Source organism: Pseudomonas sp. PAMC 26793, from assembly GCF_000313235.1.
Lineage (GTDB): Bacteria > Pseudomonadota > Gammaproteobacteria > Pseudomonadales > Pseudomonadaceae > Aquipseudomonas > Aquipseudomonas yamanorum.
In genome coordinates, this window is the sequence record NZ_AMXG01000026.1 from 156,761 (window position 1) to 180,898 (window position 24,138).

Genomic DNA, 24,138 nt, shown 5'->3' on the forward strand with positions numbered 1-24,138 from the left:
GAGCCCTGGCGTGATGGGATGTATTTGCTACCGGGGCGAGCTGCACTCGTGCATTCGTACCTATAAATTGCCTGCTGTTTTTTTACCCGTTTTCAGTAGGGTGACTTCTTGAGTTTGACCCACTAGAATGCATGCCCTTGATTCTGGGGTCGGAAACGGCCAGCTAACGTCTGTGCAACGAGGAATATCCATGCAAGTTTCTGTTGAAAATACTTCTGCTCTTGAGCGCCGCATGAGCATCACCGTGCCGGCTGAGCGCATCGAGACCCAGGTCAACAAGCGTCTGCAGCAGACTGCCCAAAAGGCCAAGATCGCTGGTTTCCGTCCAGGCAAAGTGCCAATGAGCGAAATCAAGCGCCGCTTCGGTGCTGATGCCCGTCAGGAAGCTGTAGGTGACGTGATCCAGGCTTCCTTCTACGAAGCCGTAGTCGAGCAAAAGCTGAACCCGGCTGGCTCGCCTTCCATCGAGCCTAAGTCCCTGGAAGCCGGCAAGGATCTGGAATACGTTGCAATCTTCGAAGTGTTCCCTGAGTTCGAAGTTGCCGGTTTCGATTCGATCGCCATCGAGCGCCTGAGCGCTGATGTTGCTGACTCCGATCTGGACAACATGCTGGAAATCCTGCGCAAGCAGAACACCCGTTTTGAATTGGCCGATCGTGCTGCCCAGAACGAAGACCAGCTGAACATCGATTTCGTTGGCAAGGTTGACGGCGAAGCATTCGCTGGCGGCTCCGCCAAGGGCACCCAGTTGGTACTGGGTTCCAACCGCATGATCCCTGGTTTCGAAGACGGCCTGGTTGGCGCCAAAGCCGGCGAAGAGCGCGTTCTGAACCTGACTTTCCCGGCTGACTATCAGAACCTGGACTTGGCTGGCAAAGCCGCCGAGTTCACCGTGACCGTCAACACCGTTTCCGAGCCTAAGCTGCCAGAACTGAACGAAGAATTCTTCAACCAGTTCGGTATCAAGGAAACCGGCATCGAAGGTTTCCGCACCGAAGTTCGCAAGAACATGGAGCGTGAGCTGCGTCAGGCCATCAAATCCAAGGTCAAGAACCAGGTGATGGATGGTCTGCTGGCCGCCAACCCGATCGAAGTGCCGAAGGCCCTGCTGTCCAACGAAGTTGATCGTCTGCGTGTGCAGGCTGTTCAGCAGTTCGGTGGCAACATCAAGCCTGACCAACTGCCTGCCGAGCTGTTCGAAGAACAAGCCAAGCGCCGCGTTGTACTGGGTCTGATCGTGGCTGAAGTGGTCAAGCAATTCGACCTCAAGCCAGACGAAGCCCGCGTTCGCGAAATGATCCAGGAAATGGCTTCGGCCTACCAGGAGCCTGAGGCTGTTGTGTCTTGGTACTACAAGAACGACCAGCAACTGAACGAAGTGCGTTCGGTTGTGCTGGAAGAGCAAGTTGTGGATACTGTTCTGCAGAAGGCTAAGGTGACCGATAAAGCGGTCTCTTACGAAGAAGCAGTCAAGCCGGCTGAAGCAGCACAAGCCGACTGATCGCTCAACTCGTTTGAAAATACACCCATAAGCCAGCCTCGCGCTGGCTTATGCGTATTCAAGACATGACTATTTGGGAGTAACTGCAGAGCATGTTCCGTAATTCGTATATTCAGCAGAACTCTGATATCCAGGCCGCTGGCGGCCTGGTCCCGATGGTTGTCGAGCAATCTGCTCGTGGCGAACGCGCCTATGACATCTACTCGCGCCTGCTCAAGGAGCGAGTGATCTTTCTGGTTGGTCCGGTAGAGGACTACATGGCCAACCTGATCTGTGCGCAGCTGCTGTTCCTTGAAGCGGAAAACCCGGACAAGGACATCCATCTCTACATCAACTCCCCGGGCGGTTCGGTAACAGCTGGCATGTCGATCTACGACACCATGCAGTTCATCAAGCCGAACGTATCGACCACCTGTATCGGTCAGGCGTGCAGCATGGGTGCTTTCCTGCTGACCGCTGGTGCTGAGGGCAAGCGTTACTGCCTGCCGAACTCGCGCGTGATGATTCACCAGCCACTGGGCGGTTTCCAGGGCCAGGCATCGGACATCGAAATCCATGCCAAGGAAATCCTCTTTATTCGTGAGCGTCTCAACACGCTGATGGCCAAACATAGCGGGCATACCCTGGAAGAGATCGAGCGCGACACCAACCGTGACAATTTCATGAGCGCCGAAGCCGCGCGTGAATACGGGTTGATCGATGCAGTGATCGAAAAGCGCCCCGCTTAATATAAGCACCTCAAAATAGGGCTGGTCGGCAGGTCCGACCACCAGTGGACTTGAAAAAGCCCTCAATAGCCTTCATCTTGTGTTGCAAGCCTATCGGATTTGGATCGAACGAATGACTGACACCCGCAACGGCGAGGACAACGGCAAGCTGCTCTATTGCTCCTTCTGTGGCAAAAGCCAGCATGAAGTACGCAAGTTGATTGCCGGCCCCTCGGTCTTTATCTGCGACGAGTGCGTCGACCTGTGCAATGACATCATCCGTGAGGAGGTGCAGGAAGCCCAGGCCGAAAGCAGCGCGCATAAATTGCCTTCGCCTAAAGAAATCAGCGGCATCCTTGATCAGTATGTGATTGGTCAAGAGCGTGCAAAGAAGGTTCTGGCCGTAGCGGTGTACAACCACTACAAGCGTCTGAACCAGCGTGACAAGAAAAGTGACGATGTCGAGCTCGGCAAAAGCAACATCTTGCTAATCGGTCCTACAGGCTCGGGTAAAACCCTGCTTGCAGAAACCCTGGCTCGCCTGCTGAACGTTCCCTTCACCATCGCCGACGCAACCACTCTTACCGAGGCCGGTTACGTGGGTGAAGACGTCGAGAACATCATTCAGAAGTTGCTGCAGAAATGCGACTACGACGTGGAAAAGGCCCAGATGGGCATTGTCTACATCGATGAAATCGACAAGATTTCGCGTAAGTCCGACAACCCGTCGATCACTCGGGACGTTTCCGGTGAAGGTGTGCAGCAAGCGCTGTTGAAGCTGATCGAAGGTACTGTTGCTTCCGTACCGCCACAGGGCGGCCGCAAGCATCCACAGCAGGAATTCCTTCAGGTTGATACGCGCAACATCCTGTTCATCTGTGGCGGTGCGTTCTCCGGTCTGGAAAAGGTTATTCAAAACCGTTCCACCCGCGGTGGCATTGGCTTCAGTGCAGAAGTACGCAGCAAGGAAGAAGGCAAGAAAGTCGGTGAATCCCTGCGTGAAGTCGAGCCTGACGATTTGGTCAAGTTCGGTCTGATCCCGGAATTCGTTGGCCGTCTGCCAGTGCTGGCGACGTTGGACGAGTTGGATGAGGCTGCGTTGATGCAGATCCTCACCGAGCCGAAAAACGCCCTGACCAAGCAATACGCCAAGCTGTTCGAGATGGAAGGTGTGGACCTCGAGTTCCGTGCTGACGCGCTCAAATCGGTGGCCAAGCGGGCACTGGAGCGCAAGACCGGCGCCCGTGGTTTGCGCTCGATCCTCGAAGGCGTACTGCTCGACACCATGTACGAAATCCCCTCGCAGTCCGAGGTGAGTAAAGTGGTGATCGACGAAAGCGTTATAGAAGGCAAGTCCAAGCCACTGTATATCTACGAAAACAGTGAGCCGGCTGCCAAGGCTGCGCCAGACGCGTAAGCGTTGCGCCGCCGAGCTGTACAAAATGAAGGGGCCTTGACGGGCCCCTTTGTTTTTACTGCGTTTAACTGATGCCATTACGCTTGTTTTTTTTGCAGGCAGCCCCCATCTTGGTTTCAAGCTTACTTTCATCTGTCATAGAGGCGAAATCATGAAGACAACCATCGAATTGCCTCTCCTGCCGTTGCGTGATGTCGTCGTCTATCCGCACATGGTTATCCCGCTGTTCGTGGGGCGCGAGAAGTCTATCGAAGCCCTCGAGGCCGCGATGACGGGCGACAAGCAGATCCTGCTGCTGGCCCAGAGAAATCCTGCTGACGATGATCCGGGCGAAGACGCCCTGTATCGCGTCGGCACTGTTGCAACTGTCCTGCAACTGCTCAAGCTGCCTGATGGTACCGTCAAGGTGCTGGTGGAAGGTGAGCAGCGCGGTGCGGTCGAGCGCTTCATGGAAGTGGACGGCCACCTGCGCGCCGAAGTGGCGCTGATCGACGAAGTCGACGCCCCTGAGCGCGAATCTGAAGTGTTCGTGCGCAGCCTGCTGTCCCAGTTCGAGCAATACGTGCAGTTGGGCAAGAAAGTCCCCGCAGAAGTCCTCTCTTCCCTCAACAGCATTGATGAGCCAAGCCGCCTGGTCGACACCATGGCCGCGCACATGGCGCTGAAAATTGAGCAGAAGCAGGACATTCTCGAAATCATCGATTTGTCGGCCCGGGTCGAGCACGTCCTGGCGCTGCTGGATGCCGAAATTGACCTGCTGCAGGTTGAGAAGCGCATTCGCGGGCGTGTCAAAAAGCAAATGGAGCGCAGCCAGCGCGAGTACTACCTGAATGAGCAGATGAAGGCCATTCAGAAAGAGCTCGGCGACAGCGAGGAAGGCCATAACGAAATCGAAGAGCTGAAAAAGCGCATCGATGCCGCCGGCCTGCCAAAAGACGCCTTGACCAAGGCCACCGCCGAGCTGAACAAGCTCAAGCAGATGTCGCCGATGTCGGCCGAAGCCACCGTGGTTCGCTCTTACATCGACTGGCTGGTGCAGGTGCCGTGGAAGGCCCAGACCAAGGTGCGCCTGGACCTGGCTCGCGCCGAAGATATTCTGGACGCCGATCACTACGGTCTCGAAGAAGTCAAAGAACGCATCCTCGAATACCTCGCCGTGCAAAAGCGCGTGAAGAAGATTCGCGGCCCGGTGTTGTGCCTGGTCGGTCCTCCTGGCGTGGGTAAAACCTCGCTGGCCGAGTCGATTGCTCACGCAACAAACCGTAAATTCGTACGCATGGCCTTGGGTGGCGTGCGTGATGAAGCGGAAATCCGTGGTCATCGCCGGACTTATATCGGTTCGATGCCAGGAAGATTGATTCAAAAGATGACAAAGGTGGGTGTGCGCAACCCGCTGTTCCTGCTCGATGAAATCGACAAAATGGGCAGCGACATGCGTGGCGATCCGGCATCGGCTTTGCTGGAAGTGCTCGACCCTGAGCAGAACCACAATTTCAACGACCATTACCTGGAAGTCGACTACGACCTGTCCGACGTAATGTTCCTGTGCACCTCCAACTCGATGAATATTCCGCCAGCCTTGCTGGACCGGATGGAGGTGATTCGTCTGCCGGGTTACACCGAAGACGAGAAGATCAACATCGCAGTCAAATACCTCTCGCCCAAGCAGATTGCGGCCAACGGCCTGAAAAAAGGCGAGATCGAATTTGATGCCGACGCGATCCGCGACATCATTCGCTTCTACACCCGCGAGGCCGGTGTACGGGGCCTTGAGCGTCAACTGGCGAAGATCTGCCGCAAGGCGGTGAAGGAACATGCCCTGGAAAAACGCTTCTCGGTGAAGGTCACCGCTGAGCTGCTGGAACACTTCCTGGGCGTGCGTAAATTCCGCTACGGCCTGGCTGAGCAGCAGGACCAGGTGGGTCAGGTCACTGGCCTGGCGTGGACTCAAGTGGGCGGCGAATTGCTGACCATCGAGGCCGCCGTTATCCCGGGCAAAGGGCAACTGATCAAGACCGGTTCCCTGGGTGACGTGATGGTCGAATCCATCACTGCCGCGCAGACCGTGGTGCGCAGCCGCGCCAAGAGCCTGGGGATTCCCCTGGACTTCCACGAGAAGCACGACACCCACATCCACATGCCGGAAGGGGCGACCCCGAAAGACGGCCCTAGCGCAGGCGTAGGCATGTGCACGGCACTGGTATCAGCCCTGACCGGCATTCCGGTGCGCGCCGATGTCGCCATGACCGGGGAAATCACCCTGCGTGGTCAGGTACTGGCCATTGGTGGCCTCAAAGAGAAATTGCTGGCTGCACACCGTGGTGGTATCAAGACCGTGATCATTCCTGAAGAGAATGTTCGCGACTTGAAGGAGATTCCTGACAATATCAAGCAGGATCTGCAGATTAAACCGGTTAAATGGATTGACGAGGTCCTGCAAATTGCGCTGCAATACGCGCCGGAGCCCTTGCCGGATGTGGCTCCGGAGATAGTTGCAAAGGATGAAAAACGCGAGTCTGACTCTAAGGAAAGAATTAGCACGCATTAATACGTTTAAGCCTGGGGGCTTCCTTGACAGCTTTTTAGAGCCCTTGTTATAAAGCGGCTCTTAAGTGTCTGTAGGCCATTCAGCACTGGTTTTTGCTTTCACCAAAAAACTTAGAATCATACTCAATAGATAAAAGGGGACTTAGAGTGAACAAGTCGGAACTGATTGATGCTATCGCTGCATCTGCTGATATCCCGAAAGCCGCTGCTGGCCGTGCGCTGGACGCAGTAATCGAATCCGTCACTGGCGCTCTCAAGGCCGGCGACTCTGTGGTACTGGTTGGTTTCGGTACTTTCTCTGTGACCGATCGTCCAGCTCGCACTGGCCGTAACCCACAGACTGGCAAGGCTCTGCAAATCGCCGCTGCAAAAAAACCAGGTTTCAAAGCCGGTAAAGCCCTGAAAGAAGCCGTTAACTAAGCTTCGCTCAAGCCTTACCCATCCGGGTCTGACGAAGGTCTGACCTGGCAGCGGAGCGGCAGCTGACCCACGTATCCATCGGGTCGCCACGCCGGGGGTGTGGGTTCAAACCCCCGTCCGCTCCGCCAGTTACGAGAAGGCGCATCCTCGGATGCGCCTTTCTTCTATCCGGACTCTACCCACGCTCCACGGTTGCCTAATTTTGAAGTTCAACCGTTTCTGGGGGACGCATGCTGCAGAATATCAGGGACAATTCACAAGGCTGGATTGCCAAAACTATTATCGGGATCATCGTCGCATTGATGGCGTTCACCGGTATCGAGGCCATCTTTCAGGCTTCGACCAACAACAAGCAGGACGTGGCCAAGGTCAACGGTGAAGAAATCACCCAAAGCGAACTGGGCCAGGCCGTCGACATGCAACGTCGTCAGCTGATGCAACAGCTGGGCAAGGACTTCGATGCTTCTTTGCTGGACGAAAAGCTGCTGCGCGACGCCGCTCTTAAAAGCCTGATCGATCGCAAGCTGCTGCTGCAAGGCGCTGCCGATTCGAAATTCGCTTTCTCCGAAGCTGCGCTGGATCAAGTGATCCTGCAGACGCCGGAATTCCAGGTGGATGGCCAGTTCAACGCTGAGCGTTTCGACCAGGTGATCCGTCAGTTGGGCTACAGCCGTATGCAATTCCGTCAGATGCTGAGCCAGGAAATGCTGATCGGCCAGGTGCGTGCTGGTATTGCCGGCAGCGGTTTTGTGACGGATGCCGAGGTGCTCGCTTTCGCCCGTCTGGAAAAACAGACCCGCGATTTCGCCACCGTCAGCGTCAAGGCCAACCCTGCGGCGGTGAAGATCACCGACGACGAGGTCAAGGCTTACTACGACCAGCACGCCAAAGAGTTCATGACCCCGGACCAGGTGGTCATCGACTATCTGGAGCTGAAGAAGGCCTCCTTCTTCGACCAGGTCGCGGTCAAGGACGATGAGCTGCAAGCCCTCTATCAGAAAGAAACCGCCAACCTCGCTGAACAGCGTCGCGCGGCGCACATCCTGATTGAAGTCAACGACAAGACCACTGACGAGCAGGCCAAGGCCAAGATCGAAGAGATCCAGGCACGCCTGGCCAAAGGCGAGAAATTCGAAGCCCTGGCCAAGGAGTTCTCCCAGGATCCAGGTTCTGCGAGCAATGGCGGTGACCTCGGTTTCGCCGGCCCAGGCGTCTACGACCCTGCCTTTGAAACAGCGCTGTACGCGTTGAACAAGGACCAGGTCTCGGCACCGGTGCGTTCGAGCTTCGGCTGGCACCTGATCAAGTTGTTGGGCGTTGAAGCACCAGAAGTGCCATCGTTCGCCAGCCTGAAAGACAAGCTGACCCGCGAGCTCAAGACCCAGCAGGTTGAACAGCGTTTCGTCGACGCGACCAAGCAACTGGAAGACGCTGCATTCGAAGCTTCCGACCTGGCCCAGCCGGCGTCGGACCTGAAGTTGACCGTGCACACCTCCGCGCCGTTTGGCCGTGAGGGTGGCGAAGGCATTGCTGCCAACCGTGCCGTGGTGACCGCTGCATTCAGCCCTGAAGTACTGGATGAAGGTGCCAACAGCACCGCCATCGAGCTGGATCCGGAAACCATCGTGGTGCTGCGTGCCAAAGAGCACTTGAAGCCTACCCAGCTGCCGCTGGAAAGCGTTGCCACTGCCATCCGTGCCCAGTTGACCAAGGAGCGCGCAAGCGCTGCGGCGAAGACTCACGCGGACGAGCTGATTGCCAACCTGCGTGATGGCAAGACACCGCTGAGCCAGCCGGTGGATGGCCAGGCCTGGAAAGTCACCGAAGGGGCCACCCGTGGCCAGGAAGGCGTCGAGCCTGCCGTGCTGCAAGCCCTGTTCCGCATGCCAAAGCCTGCGGCCAAGGACAAGCCGACCTTCACCAGTGTGACCCTGCCAGACGGTAGCCTGGTGATCGTGCGCTTGAACGCGGTCAACGAAGCCGCTGCCCCGACCGATGACGAGAAAGCTCAGTACCGCCGCTTCCTCGCTTCGCGTATCGGTCAGCAAGACTTCGCTGCCTATCGCAAGCAGCTGGAAACCAAGGCTGAGATCAAGAAGTTCTGATCGCGTTACTGCCTGAATAAAAAGACCCCGGCCTGAAGAGACCGGGGTCTTTTTTTATCCTCTAATCAGCGGACTCAACCAGTCTTGATTCAACGCGCAAACTTGAGCTTGCCCCAACTCAGGCCAATCACAGCCGCCAGGGTCGAAGCGCTCAGCACACTCAGCTTGGCAGCCGACAGCAGCGTCGGATCGGAGAAGGCCAGCGACGAGATGAAAATCGACATGGTGAAACCAATCCCCGCCAGCAGGCCCACCAGGGCGACGCCGTTCCAGGTCACGCCCTCCGGCAGCGTGCAGATGTTCAGTTTGACCAGCACGACACTCGCCAGCATCACCCCCAGCGGCTTGCCGAGTACCAACGCCAGGATGACCCCCATGAACACACCGTGGGGCAGTGGGTCGTCCAGGTTGAACCCTTGCAGGCTCACCCCCGCGTTGGCCAGGGCAAACAGAGGCATGACGCCGAAGGCCACCCAGGGGTGTAGACCGGCCTGAATGCGTTGCACCGGCGGTAACATTTCCCGTTGGGCCTGTCTCAATTGCTTCAATGGTTTGGCGACCTGATGGGCACTTTCAGCCGGATGCGAAAGCCGGTCCATCAGTTCGTTAAATGTGCGCCCGATGGTGTCCAGAGGGCGTTCCCGAGTGGGTCTGGAAGTGACGGGCGTTATCAGGCCAAGCATTACGCCCGCGAGCGTCGGATGGACGCCGGTCTTGAGCAGGCCAAACCAGACAATCGCCCCTGGCAACAGGTACACAACGGCCTTGCCGATGCCCATCCGCTGGAAAATCAGCACCAGCGCCAACCCACAGGCCGCGATCACCAGGCCCATGTAGTCAAGGCTTGCGGTGTAGAAGATCGCGATGATCAGGATGGCGACGATGTCATCAATGATCGCCAGCGCCAGCAGCAAGATGCGCACGCCGGCCGGAATCGATTTACCCAACAGCGCCAGCACGCCTACGGCAAACGCGATGTCGGTGGCGGTGGGCACGGCCCAGCCGCTGGCCGCTTCGGTGCCATGATTGAGCAGGGTGTAGATCAGCGCCGGCATTAGCACGCCACCCAGCGCAGCGCCCAAGGGCAGGGTAGCCAGTTTCAGGTTGGCGAGTGCGCCGTCCCGGATCTCCTGGCGAATCTCGGCGCCCACCACCAGGAAGAAGATGGTCATCAACCCGTCGTTCACCAGGAAGTGCAACGAGCGCGAGACGGTGAAGTCTCCCAGCCCGATGGTGAGTGGGGTGTTCCAGAAGTGTTCGTAGGAATCGGCGACCGGGCTGTTGGCCCAGATCAGCGCGACAATCGCCGCCAGCAACAACACGATGCCGCTGACGGCCTCGATGCGTGAAAACCGCTCCAATGCAGACAGGGCGCCTTCGACCAAAACCTGGGGGCGAGGAATAGCAGGGTGTTTATCAGGCACGACAAGTCTCCATTGGCGGCCCGACCAATGCTTATCCTTTAACCTGCGCTGTGCCGTATGCAGCAGCGCACCCGGTGCGATCATAAGAGTTAAGAAACATTACGTCACGTTTCGTTTAAACATCGGCTAAACGCAACGTTGCCATCAGGGCCAGCACGACCAACGCGGCGACTGCCCCTGGAAACGATGTCACTCCCCAACCTTGCAGCAACATGCCGCCGAGCAGCCCACCACCGGCGATGCCCAGGTTCCATACCGTCACCAGCATCGACTGCGCGGCATCGGCTGAATCCCCGGCTGACTTGGCCAGCGCCGTTTGCAGCAATGCCGGGAGGCCGCCAAACGCCAGCCCCCATAACGCCACCGTGGTGTAGATCACGGCCGGCGAGGTCATCCAGAACGCCAGCGCCAATGCTGAGAGTGCGAACATCCCGCAACTGATCACCAATAAGGCCCGCAGCCGTTGATCAATCAGCGCGCCGACCATCCAGATGCCCAGCAGTGCTGCCAGGCCAAATACCAGCAGCACCTGATCAATGTCCGCTGCCATCCCGGCGGGTTCCAGGAACGGCGCGATATAGGTGTAGAGAATGTTATGGGCCAGCACGTAGGTGAAGGTCACAAACAGCACCGGACGAATCCCCGGCAATGCCAGCACCTGACGCAGTCCCAGGCGTTTTTCCGCTCGTTGCCCGGCAAAGTCCGCAACCTGCCAGCGCACCCAGGCAAGCAGCACAACCGTCAGGCCGGTCATGATCGCAAAGCTCAGGCGCCAGCCTACCGTGGTGCCCAGGAATGTCCCGGCTGGCACGCCGAGCGACAGCGCCAATGGCGCGCCGAGCATGGCCACGGCAATCGCCCGGCCTTGCAAGTGCGGTGCGACCATTCGGCTGGCGTAACCGGCGAGCAGCGCCCAAAGCAATCCCGCGAACACCCCGGCGAAGAACCTCGCCACCAGGGTCAGCAGGTAATCGCTGGAAAACGCCGTCACACTGTTGACCAAGGCAAACCCGCCGATGGCAATCATCAGCAACGGCCGCCTGCGCCAGCCCCGGGTGGCGATGGTCAGGGGAATCGCGGCCAGCAGCGAACCAAGGGCGTAAAGGGTCACCAACTGGCCGACCAAGGCATCGGACACCCCAAGGCCAGCGCCCATTTGCGGGAGCAGGCCCGCTGGCATGGCTTCGGTGAGGATGGTGATGAAGCCGGCGGTAGCCAATGCCAGCAGACCGCCCAGGGGCAGGCGTTCGGGGCTCGCCGCAAGGGGCGAGGAGGGTAAGGCGCTGTCACTCATGTTTATTGGCTCCGGGTCGCAAACGAAAGGGCAGGGAGCCAGAGTAGGGTGCTGCACGCTGGAGAAAAACAGGCTAAGGTTCCGAACTTATCGGACGCCAACGTCCGCAATCGCTCAGGAGCGAGAGGATGGACAGCCTCGGCAGTATTTCAGTGTTTGTGCAGGTGGCGGAAACCCGCAGTTTTACCGAGGCCGGGCGCCTGCTGGGGGTGTCGTCCTCGGCGATTGGCAAAAGCATCGCGCGCATCGAAGAGCGCCTGGGTGTGCGGCTGTTCCATCGCAGCACCCGCAGCATCACGTTGACCAGCGAGGGCGCGCTGTTTCTCGAACGCTCCCGACGGATCCTGGCGGAAGTCGAGGCCGCAGAACAGGAACTGAGTCAGGCATCCGCCACACCCAAAGGCAAGCTGCGTGTGAGCCTGCCCCAAGTGCGCGGCCTGTTGATGCCAGTGCTGACGGATTTCATGCGGGCCTATCCCGAGATCGAGCTGGACGTGGACTTCTCCGACCGCATGGTGGACGTGATCGAGGAAGGCTTCGACGCGGTGATCCGCACCGGCAAACCCGAGGATTCACGCTTGATGGCACGCCATCTCGGGTATTACCGCCTGGTGCTGGTGGCCTCCCCGGAATACCTGCGCTTGCATGGCACGCCGCGCCAGCCCCGGGACTTGAACGACCACGCCTGCCTGCGCCACAAGTTCTGCGCCACCGGCAAGCTGGAAGCCTGGCCACTGCGCCCGGAACCGGGCCTGCCGGAGCCGGTCCTGCGAGCGCCGCTGGTCTCCACCACCATCGAATCTCTGATGCATGTGGCCCATGCAGGCCTGGGGATCGCCTGCCTGCCGGACTTCATGGTCCGCGAATCGGTGGAGCAGGGCCGGTTGCAACGGGTACTGGACTATTACCTGGACCACAGCGGCAGCTTCTGGATGCTCTGGCCATCAAGTCGCCATGCCTCGGCCAAATTGCGCGTGTTTATCGACCATATGGGCGAGCGCCTTTTTCCCGCAGACACCGTCCCGTAAGGCTGTGACGTTTTACCGACAGGAATTCGCGCGCCAAGGCCACGTTCTGTTGCACAATACCGCCCTGACTGTTTTCTTCAGGATTTTCGATGTCGACATCATTTCACTTGCGTAGCCTCGGGTTGGCGCTGGTGCTGGCGGGCGCTGCGGGCTGCTCGTCACCCAAGACCGCTATTTATGAACATGAGAATTTCGACGACTCCGGTACGTTTTCCCGTGATTACCCGGTCAGTGACACTGCGGCCTGTGAAGCGGCGCGGCGTGCGCTGTTGAGCCAGGGTTACATCATTACCAGCAGCGATCCAAAGCTGGTGGCGGGTAACAAGAGCTTCCAGCAGACCGGCGAAACTCACCTGCAGATCAGCTTCAACGTGGTATGTGCCGACGATGGCAGTGGCAATCATCACTCGACCATGTTCGCCAACGCCTTGCAGGACCGCTACGCGCTGAAGAAGGTCAATAACTCCGCGAGCCTCGGTGTGGGGGTGTTGGGTTCGGTGTCGATGCCGATTGGCTCCACCGATGATTCGATGGTCAAGGTGGCCAGCGAGACGGTGTCTGCGCCAAAGTTCTATGAGCGTTATTTCGCGCTGGTGGATGTTTTCCTGCCCCAGGAAGTGAAAAAGGCTGCGCATATTCCAGAGAAGCCCAAGGCGGACCTCGGCATTCCGGAACCGAAGGCAGCTCCGGCGGCCGATAAGGTTGAGGCGCCTAAGGAAACCCCGAAAGAAGTGCCCAAAGAAGCGCCAGCCACACCGGCAGCCCCGGTGACGCCGGCGGTGGTGCCTGCGGCATCGGAGCCGGTTGTACCGCCGGCAGAACCTGCGCCGATTGCTCCCAAGGAAACCCCGGCAACAGCGCCAGAGGCAACCACCCCGACGCTGCCGGCGCCGACCGAAGCGATTCCGCCCCTGCCGACGCCTGCGCAGTAACTACACCGCTACGGGGTTGGCCTTGTCGACGTTGATCCCGTAGCGGCTGATCGCCTCCGCCACCTTGGCGCGGCTGATCAGGCCGTCATCCGCCAGCGCCTTCAAGGCCGCCAGTGCAATGAAGTAACGGTCCACCTCAAAGAACTCGCGCAAGGTTTCGCGGGTATCCGATTGCCCGAAGCCATCAGTGCCCAGCGCTACAAAGCGCCGGCCCGGCACGAACGGGCGGATCTGGTCGGCAAAGATTTTCATGTAGTCGGTGGCAACCACCACGGGCCCGGCCTGGTCCTCAAGGCATTGCTCGACATAGCTGGCACGCGGTTGGCTTTCCGGGTGCAGCAGGTTCCAGCGCTCCACGGCATGGCCTTCCCGGCGCAGCTCGGTGAGGCTGGTGACGCTCCACACGTCGCTGGCCACGGCGAAGTCATCCCGCAGCAGATCAGCAGCGGCGATGACTTCCCGCAGGATCGAACCGCTGCCCATCAGCTGTACCCGGGGTTGCGCGGTGTCTTCAGCCGCCTTCAACCGATACATGCCCTTGAGAATCCCATCCTCGACACCGTCGGGCATCGCCGGGTGCGGGTAGTTTTCGTTGAGCAGGGTAATGTAGTAGTAAATGTCCTCTTGCTCGACGTACATCCGGCGCATGCCTTCGCGAATGATCACTGCCAGTTCGAAGGCAAAGGTCGGGTCATAGGAAATGCAGCACGGGATCACCGAGGACAGCACATGGCTGTGGCCATCGTCATGCTGCAGGCCTTCGCCCATCAGTGTGGTGCGTCCGGCGGTCGCCCCCAGCAGGAAGCCCCGCGCCCGCGCATCGCCTGCGGCCCAGGCCAGGTCGCCGACTCGCTGGAAACCGAACATCGAATAGAAGATATAGAACGGCACGGTCATCAACCCGTGGTTGGCGTAGGACGTACTCGCGGCGATCCACGAGGAAATGGCGCCGGATTCATTCAGGCCTTCCTGCATGATCTGTCCGTCCTTGCTTTCCTTGTAGTAGGACAGCTGGCCGGCATCCTGTGGGGTGTAGAGCTGGCCGACCGCAGAGTGAATGCCGATCTGGCGGAACAGGCTTTCCATGCCGAAAGTGCGGGACTCGTCCGGCACAATGGGCACGATCAACTTGCCCAGGTTCGGGTCCTTGAGCAGCGTGCCGAGGATGCGCACGAAGGCCATGGTGGTGGAAATCGCGCGCTCGCCAGTGTCCTTGAGTTGGGTGGCAAAGGCTTCCAGTTCGGGGATCTTCAACGACTCGACCGCGCTGTGGCGAGCCGGTACGTAACCTCCCAGCGACTGGCGGCGAGCCGCGAAGTACCGTGCTTCTTCGCTGTCGGCGGCCGGTTTGAGATACGGGATTTCGGCCAGTTGATCGTCGGCCACTTCCAGTCCGAAGCGATCGCGGAAGGCTTTGACGGCTTCAGCACCCATCTTTTTCAACTGGTGGTTGATGTTCTGGCCTTCGCCGGCCTCGCCCATGCCGAAGCCCTTGACGGTTTTCGCCAGGATCACCGTCGGCTGGCCGCTGTGGCGGACGGCAGCGGCATAGGCGTTGTAGACCTTGTCCGGGTCATGGCCGCCCCGTGAGAGTTTCCAGATATCGTCGTCGGACATGTCCGCCACCAGCGCCAGCAACTCGGGGTATTTGCCGAAGAAGTGTTCCCGCACGTAGGCGCCGTTTTGCGATTTGTAGTTCTGATAGTCGCCGTCCACACATTCCATCATGCGCTGGCGCAGCAAGCCGCTTTTGTCCTTTTCCAGCAGCGCATCCCAACCGCCACCCCAAATCACCTTGATCACGTTCCAGCCGGCGGCGCGGTACAGGCTTTCGAATTCCTGGATCACCTTGGCATTGCCGCGCACCGGGCCATCCAGGCGTTGCAGGTTGCAGTTGACCACGAAGATCAGGTTGTCGAGTTTCTCGCGCCCTGCAAGTGAGATGGCCGCCAGGGATTCCGGTTGATCCATCTCGCCATCACCGAGGAACGCCCACACCTTGCGGCCCTGGTGTTGCTTGAGGTCGCGGAACTCCAGGTAGCGCATGAAGCGCGCCTGGTAGGCGGCGGTAATCGGTCCGAGTCCCATGGACACCGTAGGAAATTGCCAGAAGTCCGGCATGAGGCGAGGGTGTGGATAGGACGATAAACCGTCGCCACCGGCCTCCCGGCGGAAGTTGTCCAGTTGTGCTTCGCTGATTCGGCCTTCGAGGTACGCCCGCCCGTAAATGCCCGGTGCCGAGTGGCCCTGGATGTACACCAGGTCGCCATCGAAACTGTCGGTTCGGCCACGGAAGAAGTGGTCAAAGCCTACGTCATACAGCACGGCAGCCGACGCGTAGGTCGCGATATGCCCACCCACGCCGGAATGTTTGCCGGCGCGCAGCACCATGGCCATCGCGTTCCAGCGGATAAACGCATTCAGTCGGCGCTCGGTGGCCAGGTTGCCGGGGTAGGGCAACTGACGGTCCACCGGGATGGTGTTGACGTAAGGCGTGGTCACCCGCCCGTAGAAGTCGCCATGCCGCGCCACATCGAAATCCAGCAACTGGTCGATCAGGTAATGCGCACGCGGGCGGCCTTCGGTGGTCAGCACCGATTCGATGGACTCCAGCCATTCGCGGGTTTCCTGTGGATCGTCGTCGAGGCGTACTGCAGTGTTCGGGGTCATGTCAGGCTCCAGGGTGGACGGGTTTCAGCGTGTGGGCTCCTTGTGGGAGCTTTGCGAATGTAGTTGCAATTGCAACTACATGACTGAATCTAGCGCGGGATGAGCTACTATTGCAACCTTCTTGAAATTCCCCGGATTGGTGTTGCATGTCGTCGAAAGAGCCTGATGTCTGGTTTCGTTTTGTTCGGGCCCACAGGACGGTTATCCGTGAAATCGAACGGCGCCTGGCCGATGCCGGTCTGCCACCGTATGCCTGGTACGACGCTTTGTGGGGCCTGGAAAGTGGCCCCGAGGGCACCCGGCGCATGCACGAACTGGCCGATGTGCTGGCCATCGAGCGCTACAACTTGACGCGCCTGGTGGACCGTCTGGAAAAGGACGGCCTGGTGGTGCGTTCGCGCTCCGACGGTGACGGGCGTGCTGCCTTTGTCTCAATCACCGACGCGGGCCGGGTGTTGCGCAAAAAAATGTGGAAAATCTACGAAAGCAGCGTGGATGAGTTGTTTCTGTCGCAGCTCGACAGCGAGCAACGCCGGGGCTTTGCCGAGGCGCTGGAACGCACGGCGGGGCTGGCGATGGAGGCGGGCGTGCAGACCCGTGGGCGGCGTAAGACCTGAAGCAAAGACGCCAGGCGACGAAGATCCAGTGTGGGAGCGGGCTTGCTCGCGAAAGCGGTGTGTCAGCAAAAGAAATATCAGCAGACACACCGCCTTCGCGAGCAAGCCCGCTCCCACATTTGATCTGTGATGGATGACAGATCGTCATTTCAGGTGATACCGACGCAGGGCGGTTTCCACCTGTTCTGCGTCGATACGGCCGTCATCCGCCAGCGCCTTCAATGCCAGCACCGCGATCCAATATCGACTGGGTGGTGACGTTTCCACCGAGCCCGCGCCCAAGGCTACAAACCGCGCGTCGACATGCCCCGCCAACGGGTCAACGATGGGCTGCGGATAGCCGGTAACCGCGACCACCGGCGCGCCATCCCCAGCCAGGCAATCCCTTAGATGACAACTGCGCTTCGGTGCCAGCGGGTGCAGGCGGTTCCAGCGTTGCGCCGCCTCCGCCTCGCGGGCCAGCCGTGTGTAGCTGGGGCAACTCCACAGTTGCGCCTCGACGTTCCAATCCGTTTCGAGTAACTGCGCGGCGTGCACGACTTCTTCAAACGCTCGACCCGCGCCCAGCAACCGCACCCTCAATTCGCTCGTATATGACCGCTGGACCCGGTACATGCCCCTGAGCGCATGGTCACGGTCCTGCGGGCTCAGCCCTGGCCCGTCGTGTTGATCGTGCAGTGCCAGGTAATAAAACCCCGGCTCGCCGTCGACATACAGCGCCTGCAAAGCCGCCAGCACAATCGCCCGCGCTTCCTCGCCGGAGGCCGGGTCATAAGGCGTGCAGTGGGGGTTGCTGGCCAACCACAAGGGCAGTGACGGGGAGGGCCGGGTTTCATTGTCGTTGCACAAGATGCCCCGCTGGCGGGTCTCGCTGGACAATGCGCGCAACTGCGCCGATGACGCGGCCGTGTGCAGGTACAACATGGGCTTTTCCCCGGTGTTGCGCGCAAACCAGGTGGGCCAGCTCATCACCCGGCGCGAGCGCGACTGGCCGCGGATCACCCACGCCTGCCGGCTGGACTCCAGGGTATTGGCCATGGTCATCACGCTATACAGGGGCGAGCAGCGGGGCTGCTGCATTGCATTCAAGGCGTCGATACAGATCAGGGCAGAGCGTTCGGTGCTGGCAGTCATGAGCAGGGTCGCTTGGCAACGGGTGCCCATACCCTAATGGAATTCTGCTTGTGATTGCAATTGCAATGATTGCAGTTGCATCTAAAATTCATTCGGCTAAATCAGCGCAACACTGCTACGTTTTATCTTGAAGTGCAGGAACGTCATGCCACGGACATTTTTTCGTCATGGCGGCACTTTAGGCTGGTTGTGCAGGTCATTAAGCAACCCCTTTTCATAAAACAAGGAGTCAACCATGGACGAATACCAGGAAGAACTGTTGGAGTACCAGGCTTTTGAACTGGATCCGCTGGATCCGGCCGATGATGCCACCGAGCTGTAAGACAGACGTCAGGCGGAATGCCGCTGACTGCGGCGAAATTCCCCTGGGGTCTGGCTGTTCCAGCGCTTGAAGGCGCGTTGAAAGGCTTCCGCTGAAGCAAAGCCGAGCAAATAGGCAATTTCACCGAACGCCAGTTCGGTATCGCGAATGTAGGTCATGGCCAGGTCGCGGCGAGTGTCATTGAGAATCGCCCGGAACTGAGTCCCTTCTTCCGCCAGCTTGCGCCGCAAGGTCCAGGTCGGCAGTTTCAAGCGTGACGCCACTTCTTCCAGGTCGGGTTCCCGACCACCATTGAGCATCGGCCCGAGCAACCGGGTAATGCGCTCGCGCAGGCTGCGGGTGCGCGTCAACTGCTCCAGTTCCCGTTCACACAATTGCACCAGTAATTGCCAGGTACTCGGGCAATGTTCCGGGTTGCGCATGGCTAAGGTTTGCTGGCTCAAGCGCAGTTGATTATGCTCGGCGCCAAACTGGATCGGGCAGTCCCCCAGCACGCTGTAGCGCTCGCTGTAGTCCGGTGCTTCGAATTCGATTTCGATGCGCTGCGCCTGCACCGGTTGCAGGCTCAGGCTCGACAACTGATGCAGCCACCCGGCGATGATCGAGTCCACCACAAAGCGGTTATAGGCGTTGTACGGGCTGATGGAATAGAAGCGTAGCCAGGCCCCATCCGTATCCTCGTGAAAGCTCGACTGGCCGCGATAGTTGGAGCCGTACAAGGCTTCGAAGCGTGTCAGGGTGCGGGCGGCTTCGCGCACGGTGGGGGCCTGGGCGGCGGTGACACCGGCGAGGCCAGCCTGGCTCAAGCGGCTGAGCTGGCCCATGCGCAGCCCCAGACTGGCGTCGCCGGTCAGCTGGATGGCGGCGTGGCCCAGGCGCATATAGCGCGGGATCGACAAGCGTGCGCCGGCCTCGGCCAGGCGGGCCGGGTCAAGGCCGTATTGCAGCAGCAACGGTTGCGGGTCCAGGCCATGGCTGTGGATCGCATCGGCCAAGGTGTGGACGAAGCCCACCGACAAATCCCCAAGCCGCACCGGTTTCATCGTGCTACAGCCACACGTTCAGCAGGCGCGCGCCACGGGCATTGCCGTCGGCGAACACTTGGCCGTTGCTGCTGAGGAAGCTTTGCCCGGCGCTGCTCATGTCAAAGAACTGCCCGCGCAGGAACACGCTCATGCCGGCGGTGGCCTGGCTGATGGGTTGTTGGCTGATCAGGGTCAGGCGGTGCCAGGCTTCGCCTTCGCTGAGTTCTTCGGGCTTGAGGCTGATCTCCGGCGGCGTCGACACGCTTTTGAAGCCGCGCCACGGCTTGTCCCAGGTCTCGCGGCCAATCACGAAGGCCGGGACGGCCACCAACTGGGCGCCTTGCTCGTTGAGCTTGCGGTAATTGTCCGGGTACCAGCTGTCGCTGCCGATCAGGATGCCCAGGCGCCCGGCCGGGGTGTCGACCACGCTGACGGTGTTTTCGTCGCCGGGTTCGATAAAACCGCGCTCATCGAAAATCGGATACAGCTGGCGTTGCGGCTGGCCCACCGCCAAGCCATCACGGTCGAATACCACGCTGGTGTTGTACAGCGCGCCATGGCCGATCTGCAGCTGGCCCTGGCTGACGCTCGGGTTAGGCAGGGCAATGGAGCCGGCCACCAGGGTCACGCCGAATTCCTTGGCCAGGCCGCCGAACAGTACTTGATAGTCGCGGGCCATGGCCGGAGCCTTCATGCGCAGGTAGGCGTCGTCGATGCGGTCATCACCCTTGGCGCTGATCAGTGCCCGCAGGAACAACAAGGGGTTGCTCGCCGACAGCCAGTTCATCGCGTCCTTGAGGTTGGTGGCCTGATACAGCTCGTTCTTTTCGCCGCTGACCATCAGCCAGGTGCCGATATGTTCCGGCAGCACCACGATGGTCTTGTCGTTGATCAAGCCCTGGTCGCGGGCCTTTTGCAGATAGGCCGCCAGCTTCAGGTGCAGGCGTTCCAGGCTCTGGTAATCGGCGGGGAACAGTTCCGGCTGGATGCCCAGCAGGTTACCGCGGTCGGCGGGCACGCCCTGGTCGACGGCCAGGCTGATCCGCAGGTCGGACAGGTAATGGCCCACGGGACGCTCCTGGGTCCAGACCAGATAGGCGGAAACGGCGGCGACCAAGGCCATGATGAGGGTGAAGCCAAGAAGTTTACGCATGGGAAAAAGACAACGGACCGGGTGCAGGGTTCGGTACCTAGGGTAGGGCTCATGTACGCAGTTGCCAAGGGGCGCTGCGCATTTGGATCAATAACTTGTCAGTTACAGTCATTGAGCGGCAACCGGCAGCCTCTTAGTCTGTGGGACATAAACCGATGGAGTGCCGTTCGAGCGCTCCACGTCCCGTGATGATCCGTTGTGGAGCTGTACCATGACCGCTGCTGCTTACCCGCACCTGCTGGCCCCGTTGGACCTGGGTTTTACCACCCTGCGTAACCGCACCCTGATGGGCTCGATGCACACCGGCCTTGAAGAGAAACCCGGCGGCTTCGAGCGCATGGCGGCCTATTTTGCCGAGCGCGCCCGTGGCGGCGTGGGCCTGATGGTCACCGGCGGCATTGGCCCGAACGATGAAGGCGGGGTGTATGGCGGTGCAGCCAAGCTGACCACCGACGAAGAGGCGCAAAAGCACAAGATCGTCACGAAAGCCGTGCACGAGGCCGGCGGCAAGATCTGCATGCAGATCCTCCACGCCGGGCGTTATGCCTATAGCCCGAAACAGGTGGCGCCAAGCGCAATCCAGGCGCCGATCAACCCGTTCAAGCCCAAAGAGCTGGACGAAGAAGGCATCGAAAAGCAGATCAGCGATTTCGTCACCTGCTCGCTGCTGGCCCAGGTCGCCGAGTACGACGGCGTGGAGATCATGGGCTCCGAAGGCTACTTCATTAACCAGTTCCTCGCCGCTCACACCAACCATCGCACCGACCGCTGGGGTGGCAGCTATGAAAATCGCATGCGCCTGCCGGTGGAAATCGTGCGCCGGGTGCGCGAAGCCGTAGGCCCGAATTTCATTATCATCTTCCGCCTGTCGATGCTCGACCTGGTGGAAGGCGGCAGCACCTGGGAAGAAATCGTGCAGTTGGCCAAGGCCATCGAGCAGGCCGGTGCAACGATCATCAACACCGGCATCGGCTGGCACGAAGCGCGGATCCCGACCATCGCTACCAAAGTGCCACGCGGTGCGTTCAGCAAGGTCACCGCCAAGTTGCGCGGTGCGGTGCAGATTCCGTTGATCACCACCAACCGGATCAACACCCCGGAAGTCGCTGAGCAGATCCTGGCCGAAGGCGACGCCGACATGGTCTCGATGGCCCGCCCATTCCTCGCCGACCCGGACTTCGTCAACAAGGCCGCCGAAGGCCGCGCCGATGAGATCAACACCTGCATCGGCTGCAACCAGGCGTGCCTGGACCACACCTTCGGCGGCAAGCTGACCACCTGCCTGGTCAACCCGCGCGCCTGCTACGAAACCGAACTCAACTACCTGCCGGTCAAGCAGATCAAGAAAATCGCCGTGGTCGGTGCTGGTCCTGCGGGCCTGGCGGCCGCCACCGTTGCCGCCGAGCGCGGGCATCAGGTGACCCTGTTTGATTCGGCCAGCGAGATCGGCGGCCAGTTCAACATCGCCAAGCGCGTGCCGGGCAAGGAAGAGTTCTTTGAAACCCTGCGCTACTTCAAGCGCAAGTTGCAGACCACCCACGTCGAGCTGTGCCTGAACACTCGGGTCGACGTTGAGCAGCTTGTTGCGGGCGGTTACGACGAGATCATCCTCGCCACCGGCATCGCGCCGCGCACACCGGCCATCCCGGGCGTGGAAAATGCCAAGGTGCTGAGCTACCTGGACGTGATCCTGGAGCGCAAGCCAGTGGGCCATCGCGTGGCGGTGATCGGTGCCGGCGGTATCGGTTTTGACGTGTCGGAATTCCTCGTGCACCAGGGCGTGTCCACCAGCCTGGACCGCGAGGCGTTCTGGAAAGAGTGGGGCATCGATACCCACCTTGAAGCCTGCGGCGGTGTGGCCGGGATCAAGCCCGAGCGCCATGCGCCGGCGCGTGAAGTGTTCCTGCTGCAGCGCAAGACGTCCAAGGTCGGCGACGGCCTGGGCAAGACCACCGGCTGGATCCATCGCACCGGTTTGAAGAACAAGCAGGTGCAGATGCTCAACAGCGTCGAGTACCTGAAGATCGACGACGACGGCCTGCATATCCGCATTGGCGCCGAGGGTGAGCCGCAGGTGCTGGCGGTGGACAATATCGTCATCTGTGCCGGCCAGGACCCGCTGCGGGAACTGCAGGACGGCCTGGTCGCAGCCGGGCAGAACGTGCACTTGATCGGCGGTGCGGACGTAGCGGCCGAGCTGGATGCCAAGCGTGCCATCAACCAGGGTTCGCGCCTGGCGGCCGAGCTGTAAACACTCAAAAGGGGCGGTGGTAGACTACCGCCCCTTTTCTTGTGCAGACCTGCCTTTATGGGTCCTTTCGACTGGCTTCCCCACGCGCCCCTTGAGCCCCTGAAGCTGGACTGGATGGGGCCGGTGGACGTCGCCGTGCTGCGCCTGGATCGCATCGACCCGCTGATCAGCGGCAACAAGTGGTTCAAGCTCACCGAACACCTGGCGCAAGGCCGGGCGGCGGGTGCCAGCGGGATCATCAGCCTGGGCGGGGCTTACTCCAATCATCTGCATGCTCTGGCGGCGGCCGGGAAACGCTTCGGCTTTCCTACCGTTGGCTTGCTGCGTGGTCATCCGCAAGACACTCCCACGGTGCTCGATCTCAACGCCTTTGGCATGCAACTGCATTGGCTGGGGTATGGCGGCTATCGCGCGCGTAACGAGCCGGACTTCTGGCTGCCTTGGCGCGAGCAGTATCCGCACCTGCACCTGGTACCTGAGGGCGGTGGTGGCTTGGCCGGTGCCTTGGGCTGCGGGGTGCTGGTCAGTCAGGCGCAGGCGCAGTTAAGCGGCCTGGGCTGGGCGGACTATCACGGTTGGTGGCTGGCCGCGGGGACCGGCACCACGCTGGCGGGATTGGTATTGGCCGAGGCGGGCGCGCATCCGGTATATGGCGCGCTGGCAGTGCCCGACGACCACGGCGTGGCGCAGCAGGTACGGGCGCTTGTGCAAGAGGGTTATGAATTGCTGGAGGCCAGCCGGGGCGGCTTTGCCAAGGTTGATCCGGAGTTGCTGGCCTTTATCGACGCCACCGAGCAAGCCTGTGGCCTACCCCTGGAGCCGCTGTACACCGGCAAGGCGTTATTGGCGTTGAAGCAGCAGATTGAAGCCGGGAGATTTTCCCCCGGCACCCGTCTGATCTTTGTCCACACCGGTGGCCTGCAAGGCCGCCGGGGATTCCAAAGTTACTGAAGGTTCCCTCTCTTGCCGGGCATCATCCGTAATGCAGTATTGTCCCGCAGCACATAGTGATGGCCCAACCCCGCCAATGCATGCAGGCCGATCAGCCAGTAACCGACCTTGCCGAACAGCACATGCCAGCTTTCAATCTCCTTGGCCAACGCCTTGTTTTCGGCAATCAGCGGCGGCAACTCAATGCCGTAGAACATCACCGAATGCCCCTCCGCGCTGACGATCAGCCAGCCGGCGATGGGCATGCCGATCATCAAGGCATACAGCGCCATGTGCATCAGGGTGGCCAGGAAGGATTGCCATTGCGGCGGGGCCGGCACGATCTTCGGCGCCACGCCCAGGCTGCGGGCGAACAACCGTAGCCACACCAGTACAAATACGGTCAGGCCGAACATGAAGTGCATTTCCACAATCAACGTACGGCCGCCGCTGCCTTTGGGAAACTGCCCGCGTAATTCAATGCAGGCGTAAACCACCGCCAGCAGCACCACCATCAGCCAGTGCAACGCAATCGACATGGTGCTGTAACGCGTATCGGAATTCTTCCAGGGCATCGCTTTCTTCCTCACTCATCAGGGCAAACCTCCGTTCTTTCGCGACGGAGTCCTTTCAATGTAAGCCTGTTTTACGAGGTTTGCCC

The 24,138-nt window shown here is 60.1% G+C and carries 18 protein-coding genes; 11 read left to right on the forward strand and 7 right to left on the reverse strand.

Annotated elements, in window-relative coordinates:
- Positions 1-190: 190 nt before the first annotated feature.
- The 6 genes from tig (at position 191) to D109_RS0111040 (ending at position 8,697) form a co-directional block, all read left to right on the forward strand.
- Positions 191-1,501, forward strand: a complete 1,311-nt coding sequence (gene tig / locus D109_RS0111015) for a trigger factor (protein ID WP_026077885.1) — start codon at positions 191-193, stop codon at positions 1,499-1,501.
- Positions 1,502-1,593: 92 nt separating this feature from the next.
- The gene (gene clpP, locus D109_RS0111020) at positions 1,594-2,229 is read left to right on the forward strand and encodes an ATP-dependent Clp endopeptidase proteolytic subunit ClpP (protein ID WP_003174822.1); all 636 of its coding nucleotides are present in this window, start codon (positions 1,594-1,596) and stop codon (positions 2,227-2,229) included.
- Between the two features lie 112 nt (positions 2,230-2,341).
- On the forward strand, positions 2,342-3,625 hold the full coding sequence (gene clpX / locus D109_RS0111025) for an ATP-dependent Clp protease ATP-binding subunit ClpX (RefSeq protein WP_003207856.1): 1,284 nt from the start codon (positions 2,342-2,344) through the stop codon (positions 3,623-3,625).
- A gap of 151 nt (positions 3,626-3,776) precedes the next feature.
- Positions 3,777-6,173, forward strand: a complete 2,397-nt coding sequence (gene lon, locus D109_RS0111030; RefSeq protein WP_017476934.1) for an endopeptidase La — start codon at positions 3,777-3,779, stop codon at positions 6,171-6,173.
- Between the two features lie 146 nt (positions 6,174-6,319).
- Positions 6,320-6,592: an HU family DNA-binding protein gene (locus D109_RS0111035; protein ID WP_003174819.1), complete on the forward strand. Its 273-nt coding sequence runs from the start codon at positions 6,320-6,322 to the stop codon at positions 6,590-6,592.
- A gap of 230 nt (positions 6,593-6,822) precedes the next feature.
- On the forward strand, positions 6,823-8,697 hold the full coding sequence (locus tag D109_RS0111040) for a SurA N-terminal domain-containing protein (RefSeq protein ID WP_017476935.1): 1,875 nt from the start codon (positions 6,823-6,825) through the stop codon (positions 8,695-8,697).
- Between the two features lie 89 nt (positions 8,698-8,786).
- On the opposite strand, the gene nhaA is transcribed toward D109_RS0111040, so the two are convergent.
- Positions 8,787-10,121 (reverse strand): Na+/H+ antiporter NhaA, encoded by a 1,335-nt coding sequence (gene nhaA / locus D109_RS0111045; protein ID WP_017476936.1) that lies wholly within the window; start codon positions 10,119-10,121, stop codon positions 8,787-8,789.
- Positions 10,122-10,236: 115 nt separating this feature from the next.
- Positions 10,237-11,415, reverse strand: a complete 1,179-nt coding sequence (locus D109_RS0111050; RefSeq protein WP_017476937.1) for an MFS transporter — start codon at positions 11,413-11,415, stop codon at positions 10,237-10,239.
- A 128-nt stretch (positions 11,416-11,543) separates the two neighbouring features.
- Here D109_RS0111050 and D109_RS0111055 point away from each other — a divergent pair, with 128 nt between their 5' ends.
- Both D109_RS0111055 and D109_RS0111060 read left to right on the forward strand, forming a co-directional pair.
- Positions 11,544-12,443, forward strand: a complete 900-nt coding sequence (locus D109_RS0111055; RefSeq protein ID WP_017476938.1) for a LysR family transcriptional regulator — start codon at positions 11,544-11,546, stop codon at positions 12,441-12,443.
- An 89-nt stretch (positions 12,444-12,532) separates the two neighbouring features.
- The gene (locus D109_RS0111060) at positions 12,533-13,375 is read left to right on the forward strand and encodes a DUF2242 domain-containing protein (protein WP_017476939.1); all 843 of its coding nucleotides are present in this window, start codon (positions 12,533-12,535) and stop codon (positions 13,373-13,375) included.
- On the opposite strand, the gene aceE is transcribed toward D109_RS0111060, so the two are convergent.
- Positions 13,376-16,045 carry a pyruvate dehydrogenase (acetyl-transferring), homodimeric type gene (aceE, locus tag D109_RS0111065; protein WP_017476940.1) on the reverse strand — a complete coding sequence of 890 codons (2,670 nt, stop codon included), beginning with the start codon at positions 16,043-16,045 and terminating at the stop codon, positions 13,376-13,378.
- A 146-nt stretch (positions 16,046-16,191) separates the two neighbouring features.
- Here aceE and D109_RS0111070 point away from each other — a divergent pair, with 146 nt between their 5' ends.
- Positions 16,192-16,662: a MarR family winged helix-turn-helix transcriptional regulator gene (locus tag D109_RS0111070; protein WP_017476941.1), complete on the forward strand. Its 471-nt coding sequence runs from the start codon at positions 16,192-16,194 to the stop codon at positions 16,660-16,662.
- Between the two features lie 144 nt (positions 16,663-16,806).
- Here the strand turns inward: D109_RS0111070 and D109_RS0111075 are convergent, their stop codons facing one another.
- The 3 genes from D109_RS0111075 to D109_RS0111090 form a co-directional block, all read right to left on the reverse strand.
- Positions 16,807-17,826, reverse strand: a complete 1,020-nt coding sequence (locus D109_RS0111075) for a hypothetical protein (protein WP_017476942.1) — start codon at positions 17,824-17,826, stop codon at positions 16,807-16,809.
- 300 nt (positions 17,827-18,126) lie between these two features.
- A complete protein-coding gene (locus D109_RS0111085) occupies positions 18,127-19,161 on the reverse strand; it encodes an AraC family transcriptional regulator (RefSeq protein ID WP_017476944.1) in 1,035 nt (344 codons plus the stop codon).
- Between the two features lie 4 nt (positions 19,162-19,165).
- Positions 19,166-20,296: a carbon-nitrogen hydrolase family protein gene (locus D109_RS0111090; RefSeq protein ID WP_026077887.1), complete on the reverse strand. Its 1,131-nt coding sequence runs from the start codon at positions 20,294-20,296 to the stop codon at positions 19,166-19,168.
- Positions 20,297-20,507: 211 nt separating this feature from the next.
- On the opposite strand from D109_RS0111090, the gene D109_RS0111095 reads away from it, so the two are divergent.
- Together D109_RS0111095 and D109_RS0111100 are read left to right on the forward strand one after the other, a co-directional pair.
- On the forward strand, positions 20,508-22,547 hold the full coding sequence (locus tag D109_RS0111095; RefSeq protein ID WP_017476946.1) for an NADPH-dependent 2,4-dienoyl-CoA reductase: 2,040 nt from the start codon (positions 20,508-20,510) through the stop codon (positions 22,545-22,547).
- 57 nt (positions 22,548-22,604) lie between these two features.
- Positions 22,605-23,498, forward strand: a complete 894-nt coding sequence (locus tag D109_RS0111100) for a 1-aminocyclopropane-1-carboxylate deaminase/D-cysteine desulfhydrase (RefSeq protein ID WP_026077888.1) — start codon at positions 22,605-22,607, stop codon at positions 23,496-23,498.
- On the opposite strand, the gene D109_RS0111105 is transcribed toward D109_RS0111100, so the two are convergent.
- Positions 23,492-24,052 carry a cytochrome b gene (locus D109_RS0111105; protein WP_017476948.1) on the reverse strand — a complete coding sequence of 187 codons (561 nt, stop codon included), beginning with the start codon at positions 24,050-24,052 and terminating at the stop codon, positions 23,492-23,494. The genes D109_RS0111100 and D109_RS0111105 overlap by 7 nt on opposite strands.
- Positions 24,053-24,138: the final 86 nt, after the last annotated feature.

Coding starts and splice junctions, on each gene's coding strand:
- tig (WP_026077885.1), top strand. CDS start 191: ATGCAAGTTTCTGTTGAAAATACTTCTGCTCTTGAGCGCCGCATGAGC.
- clpP (WP_003174822.1), top strand. CDS start 1,594: ATGTTCCGTAATTCGTATATTCAGCAGAACTCTGATATCCAGGCCGCT.
- clpX (WP_003207856.1), top strand. CDS start 2,342: ATGACTGACACCCGCAACGGCGAGGACAACGGCAAGCTGCTCTATTGC.
- lon (WP_017476934.1), top strand. CDS start 3,777: ATGAAGACAACCATCGAATTGCCTCTCCTGCCGTTGCGTGATGTCGTC.
- D109_RS0111040 (WP_017476935.1), top strand. CDS start 6,823: ATGCTGCAGAATATCAGGGACAATTCACAAGGCTGGATTGCCAAAACT.
- D109_RS0111050 (WP_017476937.1), bottom strand. CDS start 11,415: ATGAGTGACAGCGCCTTACCCTCCTCGCCCCTTGCGGCGAGCCCCGAA.
- D109_RS0111055 (WP_017476938.1), top strand. CDS start 11,544: ATGGACAGCCTCGGCAGTATTTCAGTGTTTGTGCAGGTGGCGGAAACC.
- D109_RS0111060 (WP_017476939.1), top strand. CDS start 12,533: ATGTCGACATCATTTCACTTGCGTAGCCTCGGGTTGGCGCTGGTGCTG.
- aceE (WP_017476940.1), bottom strand. CDS start 16,045: ATGACCCCGAACACTGCAGTACGCCTCGACGACGATCCACAGGAAACC.
- D109_RS0111070 (WP_017476941.1), top strand. CDS start 16,192: ATGTCGTCGAAAGAGCCTGATGTCTGGTTTCGTTTTGTTCGGGCCCAC.
- D109_RS0111075 (WP_017476942.1), bottom strand. CDS start 17,826: ATGGGCACCCGTTGCCAAGCGACCCTGCTCATGACTGCCAGCACCGAA.
- D109_RS0111085 (WP_017476944.1), bottom strand. CDS start 19,161: ATGAAACCGGTGCGGCTTGGGGATTTGTCGGTGGGCTTCGTCCACACC.
- D109_RS0111090 (WP_026077887.1), bottom strand. CDS start 20,296: ATGCGTAAACTTCTTGGCTTCACCCTCATCATGGCCTTGGTCGCCGCC.
- D109_RS0111095 (WP_017476946.1), top strand. CDS start 20,508: ATGACCGCTGCTGCTTACCCGCACCTGCTGGCCCCGTTGGACCTGGGT.
- D109_RS0111100 (WP_026077888.1), top strand. CDS start 22,605: ATGGGTCCTTTCGACTGGCTTCCCCACGCGCCCCTTGAGCCCCTGAAG.
- D109_RS0111105 (WP_017476948.1), bottom strand. CDS start 24,052: ATGCCCTGGAAGAATTCCGATACGCGTTACAGCACCATGTCGATTGCG.